Annotated in this window: 8 protein-coding genes and 4 pseudogenes; 8 read left to right on the top strand and 4 right to left on the bottom strand. The window is 71.1% G+C overall.

The features are described from left to right. The first annotated feature begins 13 nt into the window (after window positions 1-13). From ACFY2B_RS04540 to ACFY2B_RS04530, 3 genes are all read left to right on the top strand, one after another. Entirely contained in the window at window positions 14-622 is a 609-nt protein-coding gene (locus tag ACFY2B_RS04540; RefSeq protein ID WP_390761655.1) for a carbonic anhydrase, read from the top strand. 88 nt (window positions 623-710) lie between these two features. Continuing rightward, complete coding sequence (locus tag ACFY2B_RS04535) at window positions 711-2,186, top strand: SulP family inorganic anion transporter (RefSeq protein WP_390761654.1); 1,476 nt, start codon at window positions 711-713, stop codon at window positions 2,184-2,186. Between the two features lie 367 nt (window positions 2,187-2,553). After that, entirely contained in the window at window positions 2,554-3,537 is a 984-nt protein-coding gene (locus ACFY2B_RS04530) for an alpha/beta fold hydrolase (protein WP_390761653.1), read from the top strand. A 92-nt stretch (window positions 3,538-3,629) separates the two neighbouring features. Here ACFY2B_RS04530 and ACFY2B_RS04525 read toward each other — a convergent pair whose 3' ends face one another. Next, the gene (locus ACFY2B_RS04525; RefSeq protein WP_390761652.1) at window positions 3,630-4,526 is read right to left on the bottom strand and encodes an alpha/beta fold hydrolase; all 897 of its coding nucleotides are present in this window, start codon (window positions 4,524-4,526) and stop codon (window positions 3,630-3,632) included. A gap of 121 nt (window positions 4,527-4,647) precedes the next feature. Here ACFY2B_RS04525 and ACFY2B_RS04520 point away from each other — a divergent pair. The 3 genes and pseudogenes from ACFY2B_RS04520 to ACFY2B_RS04510 all read left to right on the top strand — a co-directional run. Further along, window positions 4,648-4,809: pseudogene (locus ACFY2B_RS04520) on the top strand (LysR family transcriptional regulator); the annotation flags it as partial. Further along, window positions 4,787-4,993 (top strand): annotated as a pseudogene (locus ACFY2B_RS04515) (isocitrate/isopropylmalate family dehydrogenase); the annotation flags it as partial. The pseudogenes ACFY2B_RS04520 and ACFY2B_RS04515, both read left to right, overlap by 23 nt. A 162-nt stretch (window positions 4,994-5,155) precedes the next feature. Further along, on the top strand, window positions 5,156-5,557 hold the full coding sequence (locus ACFY2B_RS04510) for a TetR-like C-terminal domain-containing protein (RefSeq protein WP_390761651.1): 402 nt from the start codon (window positions 5,156-5,158) through the stop codon (window positions 5,555-5,557). 141 nt (window positions 5,558-5,698) lie between these two features. Here ACFY2B_RS04510 and ACFY2B_RS04505 read toward each other — a convergent pair. Then, a pseudogene (locus ACFY2B_RS04505) lies at window positions 5,699-6,259 on the bottom strand (FAD-binding oxidoreductase); the annotation flags it as partial. Between the two features lie 120 nt (window positions 6,260-6,379). Between ACFY2B_RS04505 and ACFY2B_RS04500 the strand changes: the two are divergent. Further along, window positions 6,380-7,111 (top strand): annotated as a pseudogene (locus ACFY2B_RS04500) (serine hydrolase domain-containing protein); the annotation flags it as partial. A gap of 411 nt (window positions 7,112-7,522) precedes the next feature. Then, window positions 7,523-8,386 (top strand): fumarylacetoacetate hydrolase family protein, encoded by an 864-nt coding sequence (locus ACFY2B_RS04495; protein ID WP_390761650.1) that lies wholly within the window; start codon window positions 7,523-7,525, stop codon window positions 8,384-8,386. A gap of 257 nt (window positions 8,387-8,643) precedes the next feature. Here ACFY2B_RS04495 and ACFY2B_RS04490 read toward each other — a convergent pair whose 3' ends face one another. Then, window positions 8,644-9,156 (bottom strand): hypothetical protein, encoded by a 513-nt coding sequence (locus ACFY2B_RS04490; RefSeq protein WP_390761649.1) that lies wholly within the window; start codon window positions 9,154-9,156, stop codon window positions 8,644-8,646. 65 nt (window positions 9,157-9,221) lie between these two features. Continuing rightward, window positions 9,222-13,244, bottom strand: a complete 4,023-nt coding sequence (locus ACFY2B_RS04485; RefSeq protein WP_390761648.1) for a hypothetical protein — start codon at window positions 13,242-13,244, stop codon at window positions 9,222-9,224. Window positions 13,245-13,265: the final 21 nt, after the last annotated feature.

Below are 13,265 nucleotides of genomic sequence, written 5' to 3'. Positions count from 1 at the left end.
ACGAGGCCGATTCATGCAGTCACTCATCGAGTACGCCCGTACGTTTCCCGCCGCGCTCTCCGACCAGCGGGAGGAGTACGCCCGGCTGGCACGCGGCCAGCGGCCGCAAGCCCTGTTCATCTCCTGCTCCGACTCCCGAGTCATCCCCGCCCATTTCACCGGCGCCCGTCCCGGAGACCTCTTCGAGCTGCGCACCGCGGGCAACATCGTCCCCCGCTACCGTGCGCAGGCCGCGTGCGGAGTGGCGGGCTCGATCGAATTCGCCGTCCAGGCCCTTCAGGTCCCCGACATCGTCGTCTGCGGCCACTCGCACTGCGGGGCGGTCCAGGGCCTGATGCGCGAGCAGAACGTCGCGACGATGCCGCTGGTGCGGCGCTGGCTCGGCTGGGCCGGGCACCGGACCACGGCGGACCAGCCCTGGCAGACCCGGGGTCTGGGAGAGGACCCGGTCGCGGTGACCCAGCGGCACGTGCTGACCCAGCTGGATCACGTGCGGAGTTACCCGTTCATCGCCCGGCGGCTGGCCTCGGGCCGACTGCGGCTGCACGCCTGGTACTACACCGTCGAAACCGGCGAGGTCCTGGCCGGAACCCCGGGCAGCCGCGGGTTCCGCCCCCTGTAGCCACGGGCGGACCACGGACCGGCACCCGTACCCCGCGTCGTCCGGTCGCCACCTCCTCGACGTTCCTTCCCCCACAGAGAGAACCTTCATGAGTTCACCGGTCACCGCGCTGCGATCCGCGCTGCGCACCGACTTCGCCTCGTCCCTCGTCGTCTTCCTCGTCGCCCTGCCGCTGTGCGTGGGCGTCGCCGTGGCCTCCGGCGTTCCGGCCGAACTGGGTCTGCTCACCGGTATCGTCGGTGGCCTGGTCACCGGGCTGCTGCCCGGCAGCAGCCTTCAGGTCAGCGGTCCGGCCGCCGGGCTGACCGTGCTTGTCCTCACCGCCGTACAGGACTACGGACTCCCCGCGCTCGGCGTGATCGTCCTTGCCACCGGGCTGCTGCAACTGACGCTCGGTGCCCTCCGGTTGGGGCGCTTCTTCCGGGCCATTTCGCTGTCCGTCGTACACGGCATGCTCGCCGGTATCGGGCTCGTGCTGATCGCCGGTCAGGCATACGCGCTCAGCGACGGCAAAGCGCCGGGCAGCGGCCTCTCGAACGTGGCCGGCCTGCCCGGTCTCGCGGTGGACGTCCTCGCCTCCGGCGCGGCCCTCGCCGCGGTCGGGATCGGCGTCGCCACCGTCACCGTCATGACCCTGTGGAAGAAGGTGCCGGGCCGGGCCCGGCTGTTGCCCGGTCCGCTCGTCGCGGTGGGCGCCGTGACCCTGCTCACCGCCGTCTTCGACCTGCCGGTCGAGCGGGTCCGGGTCAGTGGTCTGCTTGCCGCCGCCCAGCCGCCCGGCGCGGGCGACTTCGCCCGGCTGACGGAGTCCGGCCTGCTGACCACCGTCGTCGCCTTCACGCTGATCGCCTCCGCCGAGTCGCTGTTCAGCGCCGCTGCCGTGGACCGACTGCACCGGGGGCCGAAGACGGACTACGACAGGGAGCTGATGGCACAGGGCGCGGGCAATACGGTGTGCGGACTGCTCGGCGCGCTGCCCATGACCGCGGTGATCGTACGCAGTGCCGCCAATGTCGAGGCCGGTGCGAAGACCAAGGTCTCCCGTGTCCTGCACGGAGTGTGGCTCCTGTTGTTCGCCGCCCTGCTGCCGGCCGCGCTGGGCCTGATCCCCACGGCGGCGTTGGCCGGGGTGCTGGTCCACGCCGGGTTCAAACTGCTGCCCGTCAAGGAACTGGTGCCGTTGTGGCGTGAACACCGCGGCGAAGCCGTCGTGCTGGTGGTCACCGCCACGGCGATCCTCGTCACCAACATGTTCGAGGGAGTCCTGATCGGCCTCGGCCTGGCGGTGGTGAAGGCGGCGTGGGAGACCTCGCACGTCCATGTCGAAGTCGACGACCAGGGCGACGGCCCGGTCCGGGTCCGGGTCCTGGGCAACGCCACCTTCCTGCGCCTGCCGCGCATCCTCGACGCCCTGGAGCACCTGCCCGCGCACCGGCCCGCCGAACTCGACCTCGCCGGGCTCCGCCATCTCGATCACGCGTGTACGAGCGCCCTGCGGAACTGGGCCGACCAGCACAACGGCGCGCACACCGTCCTACCCGGATGCGACGGCGTGCCGGCCTGAAACCAGGGTGGCGGGAACGGAACGGCGGTCGTCGCTCTGGCGGCTGCCAGCGCGCAGGCGGCGGGCTGCGAGTGGCTGCACGTCGACTTCGAGCCTCGGCTGCGAGGCTTCTCCTACGACGCCTGCGGCTTCCGCCGGACGGACCCGGGGCTGATTCACCTGCCCGCTACGAGGTGAGCACGGCGGTTTCGGGTGTTCCGGGCGGTCGTGCCGCCTTCGTCGTCATGGGGATCGCACGTCCCGGGCTCGGGCCGGACTTCACTCCGATGCCACGCCGAATCACCCCGATGGACGGGGTGGTCGGGCCCGTACGCGCCAGGGTGCTGATGCTTTTGGGGGACAGGCCCCGAACGGAAGTGAGGGCGGCATGACCGCACCCGCGATACGTACCTTCCCGCAGCGCGCCAAGCGGCACCGTCTTGTGGCGGCGGGAGGTGCGGTTGCCACCCTGTGCGCGGTGACCGTGGCTCCGGCCACGGCGGAGAGCAGGACGGAGAGCAGGACGAGCGCCGGGACACCGACCATCGTCCTGGTGCACGGCGCCTTCGCGGACGCCTCCAGCTGGAACGGGGTGATCGAACGGCTGGAGCGCCGCGGGTACCGGGTCATGGCCCCGGCCAACCCGCTGCGCGGACTGCACAGCGACTCCGCGTACCTCGCCTCGGTACTGAAGTCGGTCAAGGGCCCCGTCGTCCTGGCCGGCCACTCCTACGGCGGTGCCGTCATCAGCACGGCCGCCGCGGGCAACGCACAGGTGAAGGCCCTGGTCTACGTGTCCGCGCTGATGCCCGACGTCGGCGAGAGCGGCATGTCACTGTCCGCCCGGTTCCCCAGCGCCCTCGCCACCGCCACCGACTCCGTGCCCTACCGGACCGGCACCGCGAGCGGCACCGACCTGTACCTCAAACGGGACAAGGTGCACTCCGTGTTCGCGGCTTGCCTGCCGGAGGGCCAGGCGAACCGGCTGGGGGTCACCCAACGCCCGGCCGCCACGACCGCGTTCTCCGAGAAGGCCGAGGTCGCGGCGTGGAAGGACAGACCGTCCTGGGCGCTCGTGGGCCGACAGGACATGACCATCAACCCCGAGCAGGAACGCTTCGAGGCCAAGCGCGCCCACTCCCACACCGTGGAGATCGACACCTGCCACGTGTCTCTCATCGCGCGGCCCGACGCGGTGGCCGACCTGATTCTCCAGGGCGCGGCCGCCGCCGGATCCGCTCCGCAACTGGCGAAGACCGGCACCGGCGGGCGCGGCGGACAGGCCGTCGCACTCGGTGCCGTCACCGCGTTCGTTCTCACGGGCGGCGGGATGCTCGCCCTGGGCCGACGGCAGCGCCGCCGCATGCGATGAAGCCGAAGATGGTGAACGCCGCACGGTGATCGCCGGGCCCCTGACCGGGACCCGGCGTGATCCGGTCCGTCACCGCCCGGCCGCCGCGCGGCTCAGGGAGCCGCCGGGAGAAACGCAGCCAGTAGTTCGGCGGTCCGGGCGGGGGCTTCTTCGGGGACGTAGTGATCGCACGGCAGCGCCTGGCCCCGTACGTCCTCGGCGTATGCACGCCAGACGTCGAGGACGTCGTAGTGGCGGCCCACGAAGCTGTGTTCGCCCCACAGGGCCAGGAGGGGGCAGGTGACGCGCCGGCCCTGGGCGGCGTCCGCGTCGTCGTGGACGAGGTCGATGCTCGCGGCGGCCCGGTAGTCCTCACACGTGGCGTGGATGGCCGCCGGGTCGGAGAAGCAGCGTACGTACTCGTCCAGTGCCTGCGGGCTGAACGGGGTTCCGCCCTGGTGGCGGGCGCCCATGCGGGTGCGGATCCAGAAAGCGGGGTCGGCGCCGATGAGGTGTTCGGGGATGCCGTCGCCGGCGGCGAGGAAGTACCAGTGGTAGTAGCCGAGCCCGAAGTCGGCGTCGGCGTGCCGGAAGGCGTGACGGGTGGGCACGATGTCCAGGACGGCCAGCGCCGTGACGGCGCCCGGGTGGTCCAGGGCGAGGCGGTGTCCGACCCGGCCGCCGCGGTCGTGGCCGACGACCGCGAAACGGTCGAAACCCAGTTCCCGCATCACCAGGAACTGATCGCGGGCCATCGCACGCTTGGCGTAGGCGGCGTGGTCGGGGCCGGAGTGAGGCTTGTCGCTGTCACCGTAGCCGCGCAGGTCGGTCAGGACGACGGTGTGTCCGGCGGCGAGCAGCGGAGCCACGTGGTGCCAGATCAGATGCGTCTGCGGATAGCCGTGCAGCAACAGCACGGGAGGCCCGTCTCCGCCGATGCGGGCATGGATGCGCACTCCCTCGGCGTCCACGGAACGACGGTCGAACTCGGGCGGGAGGAGATCGGTCATACCCCGATCACAGCAGGTGGTGGTGGCGCCGGTCCAAGACCGTTCGGCGACAATGCTTATAGGGGCGACCTATGAGACCTGCGGAGCGGCTGACTCCTGCGGGGCGGCGGAGGCATGAGCGGTGGATGTCAGACAGCTCGAATATTTCCTGGCCGTCGTCGACCACGGCGGCTTCAACCGTGCGGCCGCGGCGCTCTACCTCGCCCAGCCGTCGCTGTCGCAGGCGATCCACGCGCTGGAGCGCGACCTGGGCAGTGAACGACATCGCCGGACGCGGCATCGCCAACCCGGTCGGCGCGATCTGGGCCGCCGCCATGATGCTCGACCACCTGGGCCACCCGGCCGCGGCCCGCGACGTCACGGACGCGATCGGCGCCGTCCTCGCCGGGACCTCGGTCCGTACGCCCGATCTCGGTGGCTCCGCCTCCACCACGGAGTTCACCGACACGCTGCTCGAACTCCTCTGACACCGCACCGCCTGCGGGGGCGGCCAGGCGGCTGCGTGCGATGAGCGGGTCGAGGATCTTGTACGCGCCCGGGGGCCTGTTCGGGCCGGCGGCCTGTTCTGGCCTGTTCTGGCCTGTTCCGGTCCGCCGGTCCGCCGGTCCGCCTTTCTGCCGGTCAGCTGGTTGTCGGCGGTCAGGCGATACCGCCGTTGGCGAACAGGACCTGCCCGTTCAACGGGCGAGATCAGGCGCGACCTCACCACCCAACTGCACGCGTTCGTCGACCTTCTGCGCGGCCGCGGCTCCGTGGTCGCCGAGATCATCGGGATCGCCCAGAGCGACCCGGACGTGGCGGAGGCGCTCTCGACCCACTACGTCCTGCAACGCCGCAGACTCGCCGTCGAACGCCTCGGACACGCCCAACAGCAGGCGCAGATCCGCGAGGACGTCGACCTGGAGTCGATCGTCGACCAGCTCTGGGGTGCCTGCTACCACCGGCTACTGCTCCCCGCGAAGCCCCTGACCAGGGAGTTCGCCGATCAGCTGATCGCCAACCTGTTCCAGAGCATCACCCCGCACCCGTGAGGCCCGCACCCGCCCACACACCACCAGCCGCGCCGAACCCACCCGCCGTAACCGCCCCACTCGCCCCGGCCGCCCCGGCCGTCCCGCGCAGGCAGGTCGGGGCCGGTCAGGGCGGGTCGGGACCGGTGCGGTGCCGGCGAGTCAGGGTCGCGTCGCCCGCTCCAGCTCGATCAGGACCGAGTGGTACGAACGCCCCGTCGCCCGGTCCATGCCGATCTCGCACATGCGGTTGGCGGAGAGATAGGCCCCGTACTCGCGGGAGTTCACCTCCGCCGCCTCCTTCTCCGTCGCCGACTCCGTCAGCTCCTTGTGGAGCATCCCGCGGTCGCCCGCGAACGCGCAGCACGCGGCGTCGTCGGGCACGACGACCTCCTCGGCGCAGGCAGCGGCAACCGTACGCAACTGGTCGACGTCACCGAGGTGTTGCATCGAACACGTCGGGTGGAGGACCGCCGAGGCGGTTCGCCGCAGGACGGTCAGTTCCGGCAGCAGTTCCTCGGCCGCCCAGACGACGGAGTCGACGACGGTCAGCCGCCGGTGCCGTTCCCGGTTGGCGTCGGTGAGATACGGGACCACCTCGTGGGCGATGCCCAGCGTGCACGACGAGGCGTCGACGACCAGCGGAAGCCGGCCCGCCTCGGTCCAGTCCCAGGCGGCCGCCACGATGCGGTTGGCCATCACCGTGTTGCCGTCGGCGTACCCCCCGACGGCGGTGACGAACGCCTTGCGGGCCTTCCAGTAACCGGAGACGACCTTGGCGTCACGGGTGAACGCGTTGGTCACCGACGCGACCGGCGCGACCAGGTCCAGCCTTTCGACGACCGCGACCACCCCACCCGCGCGTCCCTGCTGGAAGCCGTACGCCTGCTGCCCCTGACCGCGCGGCCGGGCACCCGCGTCCAGTACTCCTCGCAGGGGTTCATCATCCTCGGCCTGATCACCGAGGCCGTGACCGGGCGGCCACTGGACACCCTGGTGGACCAACTGGTGTGCGCTCCGCTCGGCATGGCACACACCCTCTTCCGTCCCGCTCCCGAGCAGCGCGTACGGGCCGTGGCCACCGAGGACTGCCCCTGGCGCGGCCACCTGGTCGTCGGCGAGGTCCATGACGAGAACGCGGTCGTGCTCGGCGGAGTCGGCGGCCACGCCGGTCTGTTCGCCACGCTCGAAGACAGGGAACTGCTCGGCGCCGCACTCGTCGCCGACGGCCGGGGAATACTGCGCCCGGAAACCTTCGCCGTCATGACCGCCGCGCATACCGACCACCTCGCGCTACGGCGCGCGCTCGCCTGGCAGGGCCGCGACCCGGCCGACTCGCCCGTCGGAACCGCCTTCGGCCCGGACTCGTACGGACACACGGGATTCACCGGCACCAGCCTCTGGGTCGACCCCGCCGCGAAGCGCTACGCCGTGCTGCTGACCAACCGCGTCCACCCGACCAGGCACGGGGACGGGATCACCACCGTACGCCGCGCGTTCCACGCTGCCGCCGCGGCACTGCCCGCCCCCGCACGGACCGACGCGGAGCGGCGCCGGCCTGCCACCGGGTGCTGATCGGCTCCCGCCCCGCAACGGCACTCCGGGAGGCACTTCGAATCCCTCGCCGTACTGGATACGGGGCTCCGGCCGGCGAGAACGATGGAGAGCGTCGAGCGCGCCCTGCGTGCCGTCCACGCGGGCGAGGCCGCGCTGCGCTGACGCCCCCGAGCAGTCGCCGGTGGACACGCGCACCCACCCTGCGTCACGGGGTCGGACCTGACCGTGGTGGCGGTGGTCGCGTCGGACGGGACGGCAGGCACCGGGCGGAAACCGGTCTCGCTCTCGAACACTGTTCAAGCACCTCGACGACGGGCGGAGGGGCCCGGTGGCCGGGGGCGCGACTAGGGATTCCACGGATTACCGGGCACACCGTGCGCTGAAAACTGAGAAGCGAGTCGAATGGCCGCGCCACGAGAGGAGTGCGTGATGAAACTCGCTACGTTCGACGCCGGTGCTGGACAGCATGTCGGTTTCGTAGACGGTGACAAGGTGATGGACCTGACGGCGGCCGATCCGTCGTTGGCGACGATGATCGAGCTGCTGGAGCGGGGCCCGAGGCAGGTGTCGGATTCCGTCGGCTCGGTCCCGAGCCATTCCCTGTCGGAGGTGAGGCTGTGCGCGCCGGTACCCAGGCCGCCGAAGTTTCTCGCCATCGGCTACAACTATGCCGCCCATCTCGAAGAGACCCATATGGAGCGGCCCACTCGCCAGGCATGGTTCAACAAACAGCAGACCTGCATCATCGGACCCGGCGACCCGGTATGGATCCCGGCGGTCGCCCCGAACGAGGTCGACTACGAGGGCGAACTCGGTTTGGTGATCGGCAAGCGGTGCAAGAACGTCCCGAACGAGAAGCAGGCCGTGCTGGACGTCGTCGCGGGGTTCACCATCGTCGACGACGTCAGTGTGCGCGACTGGCAGACCCTTGAGCCAGGCATGGTGGTCAGCAAGTCCTTCGACACCCACGGCCCGGTCGGCCCGTGGATCGTCACCCCGGACGAGCTCGGCGACCCGCTCGACCTGCGGTTGCGTACCTACGTCAATGCCGACCTGCGCCAGGACGGACATACGGCGGACATGCTGTACGACCTGTACGAGCAGGTCTCCTACCTCTCCAGCGCGTTCACCCTGGAGGTCGGGGACGTGCTGGCCACCGGCACCCCGAGCGGCATCGCCTGGCACCGGCCCGGCATGTATCTCAAGGCGGGCGACACCGTTCGCATCGAGATCGACAAGATCGGCTTCCTGGAGAACCCGGTTGTCGACGAGCCCCGCCCAACGGCTGCCTAGCGGGGTCTCCGCCGAGGGCGGGGGCGTACGGCGCGCGCCCGGTCCACTCGGGGGACCGGCGCGGACGCCCTGGGCGTCGGTGGCAACCGGTTCGACCTTCCCCGGAAGGTGTCACCAGGTCGGCCACTCGGTCTCGACCATCGCGGCCCACGCGCACGGGGCCGACGAGGTCAGCCCCGTACGGTTCCGCCCCGCCGCTCTGCGGGCGCGGGTCCGGGCCCCGGCGTCCCGGCCCTGGAGTGCGGTCGGCTCCCCGGTCAATCCGTGGGCCGATGTGCCTGGTTCGCCTCGCGGAGGGCCTCCCAGGCGTCCGCCACCAGGCCGGCGTGCCCGAGCTTGTCGGGGTTGTTCACCGTGCGGATCGTCTGGATCCGCCCATCGAGTACGTCAAGTGCCCAGGTGCTGAGGACCTGGCCGTGCCGGTCGCGGAAGATCGAGCCCGGCTGGCCGTTCACCTGCTGCGGCTCCACCATGCCACCGCCCCTGATCACCAGCGGGACGAACGCCGCCAGCGCCCGGAGCACGTTCTCGGCACCAAGGATGACCGGCTGGAATTGCGGGGCCTTCCCGCCGCTGTCGCCGATCGTGTGAACGTCGGCGGCCAGCAGCTCGGTCAGCCCGTCGACGTGTCCTTCGCGGAAGGCGTCGAAGAACCGTGCGGCGAGTTTCTCGCGTTCCTTCCGGTCGGCCTCGAACCGGACCCGGCCCGCGTCCATGTGACGGCGTGCCCACACCGCGAGCTGGTGGCACGCCGCTTCCGACCGTCCCACGGCCACGGCGATCTCCGGGAAGCCGAAGGGCGCCCACCCACTGCCACCCCACCGCCCGATCACAGTCAGGCACACACTGGGCTGAGTTCCCGGCCTGGCAGATACAGCGACCATTCTTCAGCGGTGAAGTCTCGGTGAACGGCCTGGCAGATGTGGCGGATGGTTTCGGATGGTGCAGAGAGGTTCACGTCCCACAGTCGCACCGTCTTGTCCCAGCCGGCGGTGGCGAGGCTGCGGCCGTCGGGGCTGAACGCCACCGTGAACACATACCCGGTGTGGCCGGTGAGGGTGCGGCGGGTTTTGCCGGTGGCCACGTCCCACAGCCGTACCGTCTGATCACGACCGCCGGTGGCGAGGGTACGGCCGTCCGGGCTGAACGCCACCGCGTACACGGGGCCGGTGTGGCCGGTGAAGGTGCGGCGAACTTCACCGGTGGCCACATCCCACGACCGCACCGGATCGTGGTCACTGCTGATGGCGAGAGTGCGGCCGTCGGGACTGAACGCCACCGCTTCCACGGAGCCGGTGTGGCCGGTGAGGGTGCGGCGGGTTTTGCCGGTGGCCACGTCCCACAGCCGTACCGTCCCATCGCCGCTGCCGGTGGCGAGGGTACGGCCGTCCGGGCTGAACGCCACCGTGAACACGAAGCCGGTGTGGCCGGTGAAGGTGTGACGGGGTTCGCCGGTGGCCACATCCCACAACCGTGCCGAATGGTCGCCGCCGCCGGTGGCAAGAGTGCGCCCGTCCGGGCTGAACGCCACCGCGCCCACACCATCCGTGTGGCCGGTGAGGGTGTGGCGGGTTCTGCCGGTGGCCACATCCCACAACCGCACGGTCCCGTCGCCGCTGCCGGTGGCGAGAGTGCGGCCGTCCGGGCTGAACGCCACCGCGCCCACGTGCTTGGTGTGGCCGGTGAGGGTGCGGCGAACTTCTCCGGTGGCCACGTCCCACAGCCGCACCGTATCGTCCGCGCCCCCGATGGCGAGAGTGCGGCCGTCCGGACTGAACGCCACCGCTTCCACGGAGCCGGTGTGGCCGGTGAAGGTGCGGCGGGTTCCGCTCCTGGTCACGTCCCACAACCGCGCCGTATCGTCAAAGCTGCCGGTGGCGAGGGTACGACCGTCGGGACTGAACGCCACCGCAGCCACGTCCTGAGTGTGGCCGGTGAGGATGCGGCGAACTTCTCCGGTGGCCACATCCCACAGCCGCACCGTCTTGTCGCGACTGCCGGTGGCGAGGGTACGGCCGTCGGGACTGAACGCCACCGCAGCCACCTCGTTGGTGTGGCCGGTGAGGGTACGGCGGATTCTGCCGGTGGTCGCGTCCCACAGCCGCACCGTATCGTCGTCACTGCCGGTGGCGAGGGTACGGCCGTCGGGACTGAACGCGACCGCAGCCACGTCCTGAGTGTGGCCGGTGAGGGTGCGGCGAACTTCTCCGGTGGCTACGTCCCACAGCCGCACCGTCTTGTCGCGACTGCCGGTGGCGAGGGTACGGCCGTCGGGACTGAACGCGACCGCAGCCACGTCCTGAGTGTGGCCGGTGAGGATGCGGCGGGTTTCGCCACTGGCTACGTCCCACAGCCGCACCGTCCCGGCTTGGCTGCCGACGGCAAGGGTACGGCCGTCGGGACTGAACGCCACCGTGTACACGAGGCCGGTGGTGCTGATGAGGGTGCGGCGGGTTCTGCCGGTGGTCACGTCCCACAGCCGCGCCGAATGGTCGCCGCTGCCGGTGGCAAGGGTGCGGCCGTCGGGGCTGAATGCCACCGCGGACACGAGGTTGGCGTGGCCGGTGAGTGTGGTCCGCAAGGGGCGGGAGGCGGCTGTGTCGAGGCTGGTGACGGCTTCGGTCGTGGGGCTGGTGCGGTAGGCCTGGACGGCCAGCAGTGACGCCAGATCGGGGTCGGTGTCCATCAGAGTGGCGGACTGCGCGGCCAGCTGCCGGGACTGGGCCGTCTTTTGTGCGGTGATGGCGGTTTGGCGTTGCAGGAAGGCCAGGCCGGCGGCTATGAGGGCCAGAGTGAGCAGGCCGGTCAGGGCGATGTTGATGCGGCGCGTGCGGCGGAGCGCGGCGTGCTGTCGTTGCCGGCTGTCGTTGAGGAAATCGGTGATGTGTGGGGGCAGGCCGCGGTGCTGGGCCAAGGTAGTGCCTTCGGCGAGGTCGGTGCCGTCCAGCAGGTCGCCGGGGTGACCGGTCTCGGCGTGGCGGGCCTGCTGTTCGCCGACGCGTTGGAGCCACGTGTGGAAGTGGTGATCGGCGGCGGTCCAGTCGCGCAAGTCGGTCCAGTCGCGGACGAGTGCGTCGTGGATGAGTTCGGCGGTCGCGGCATCGGGGGTGCCGTCAGGGCGGGGCATGGTGCGGGTGGCGATGATCCGGTGGCCGGTCAAGGCGGCCATGACTGTCTCGAAGGTCTGGTCGTCCTGCGGGGTGGCGGTGTAGGGGTCGGTGGCCAGGGCGCGCAGGTCGGTCAGGGGCACTTGGCGGCGGGTGGCCGGGATGGCGTGGGCGTCGTCGGCCGGCCGTACCAGAGCGGTCAGGATCCGCCGTGCGGTGGGGAGGTGGTCGGCGGGCATGCCGGCGAGGACTGTGTTGCACCAGGTGGTCAGGGCTCCGGTGACTTCGCCGATCCGGTCGTAGGCGCGGTGGGTGAGCCTGCCGTCCTCACGGCGCTCCCACAGCTGGCTCAAGGCCAGTTGGAGGGGCGGCAACAGGGTGACCGGTGCCTGCCGGGTGACCGAGGCGGTGGGATCGGCGGCCAGGACATCGGTGATGATGCGTTGCGCCAGGCCGTCTTCCGCACTGGCGCCCGCGGTGTGGGCGGGCCTGGTGATGATGGCGTGTAGATCCTGGATGTCCAAGCTGGCAGGGATGTTGAGCAGTCCAGGGGACGCGGCGTCCAGCAGGTCTGGGGCCCAGGCGGCCAGGCGCGAGTAGAAGTCGTCGCGCATGACCAGGATTACGGTGACCGCCACCGATGAGCCGATCAGTTCCACGAGTTGTTCGGCAGCGGCGTGCTGCCGGGTCGGCTGCCGGCCGGCGGCGGGCTCGGTGAGTAGTTCCTCGAACTGGTCGATGACCAGCACCAGGCGCCGGTCGCCCGGCTCCGCCGCGAGTCTGCGCTCGGCCGCTGTGACGATCCCGCCGCTCGTGGCGCCGGGCAGGCCGGCACGCTCCAGTTCGGCGAGCAGGTCCTGCCCGGGGCGGGCGATCACGTGCAGCCAACGGTCGCTGCCGGGCAGTCTGCCCTCGGCCAGGGCCGGCAGCACTCCCGCCTGCACCAGCGACGACTTGCCCGCGCCGGAGGGTCCGAGGAGCAGCAGCCCACGACGCTGCCTGGTGAGAGCCGCCACGACGCGTTCGACCGCGGTCTTTCGGCCGTGGAACCACCCTGCGTGCTCGGCGGTGAACGGCTCAAGACCGCGGTAGGGGTGCACCTGCTGCTCGGCCAGGCCGGGCCATACCTGGCGCAGCACCTGGGTGGGGGTGGCGTAGGCGACTGCGACGCCGCGGGCGTGGGAGTCGGGGGCGGTGATAGCGGTGACCATGCCGATCACCAGGCCGGTGACCTCATCGAGCACCGGTCCCCCGCTGAATCCCGTGGTCAGGTCGTTGGCGTCGGCCAGCTGCAGAAGGGGGCCCGCACCGTTGGGGAGCAGGTCACCAGCTGTGCCGTAGCCGAAGTGGCCGCCGGCAGGTGCCTGGGAGGGGAATCCGTAGGACCGGATGCGGTGTCCGCGGCAGCCTGCCGCGGACCCCATCCGCACCGGTCGGGCACCCGCCGGGGCGCTGTCCAGGCGCAGGACCGCGAGGTCCTCGGCCTGCGGTCCGCGCCACGACGCGGACAGCACGTGCCCGGTCAGGTATGGGCTGCCGGGCAGGTGCGGGAAAGCCAGTCGCACGCGCCCGCCGGGCTCCTGGCCGGCAGCCTGTACTACGTGTGCGCAGGTGACGACGGTCTCCTCGGCGACGAGGAAACCCGTCCCGGCGGTCCGGCCGTCCTCGGCGAGGACTCGGGCAATTGCGCCGAGCACTGTTGGCCGGTCCTGCCCGGCTGCCTCCCGGCCCGTGTCATCGGTGGCAGTCATGCCTCCCACCTCCCGGCTGCC

Origin of the sequence: Streptomyces sp. NPDC001270 (assembly GCF_042896695.1) — a bacterium.
Classification (GTDB): Bacteria; Actinomycetota; Actinomycetes; order Streptomycetales; family Streptomycetaceae; genus Streptomyces.
Note: the sequence above shows the minus strand (reverse complement) of the source record. Positions and strands in the feature narration are given on the sequence as shown.

Excerpts from the sequence above, each read along its gene's own strand:
- ACFY2B_RS04525 (WP_390761652.1), bottom strand. The coding sequence starts at position 4,526 with ATGACCGATCTCCTCCCGCCCGAGTTCGACCGTCGTTCCGTGGACGCC.
- ACFY2B_RS04540 (WP_390761655.1), top strand. The coding sequence starts at position 14 with ATGCAGTCACTCATCGAGTACGCCCGTACGTTTCCCGCCGCGCTCTCC.
- ACFY2B_RS04485 (WP_390761648.1), bottom strand. The coding sequence starts at position 13,244 with ATGACTGCCACCGATGACACGGGCCGGGAGGCAGCCGGGCAGGACCGG.
- ACFY2B_RS04535 (WP_390761654.1), top strand. The coding sequence starts at position 711 with ATGAGTTCACCGGTCACCGCGCTGCGATCCGCGCTGCGCACCGACTTC.
- ACFY2B_RS04495 (WP_390761650.1), top strand. The coding sequence starts at position 7,523 with ATGAAACTCGCTACGTTCGACGCCGGTGCTGGACAGCATGTCGGTTTC.
- ACFY2B_RS04530 (WP_390761653.1), top strand. The coding sequence starts at position 2,554 with ATGACCGCACCCGCGATACGTACCTTCCCGCAGCGCGCCAAGCGGCAC.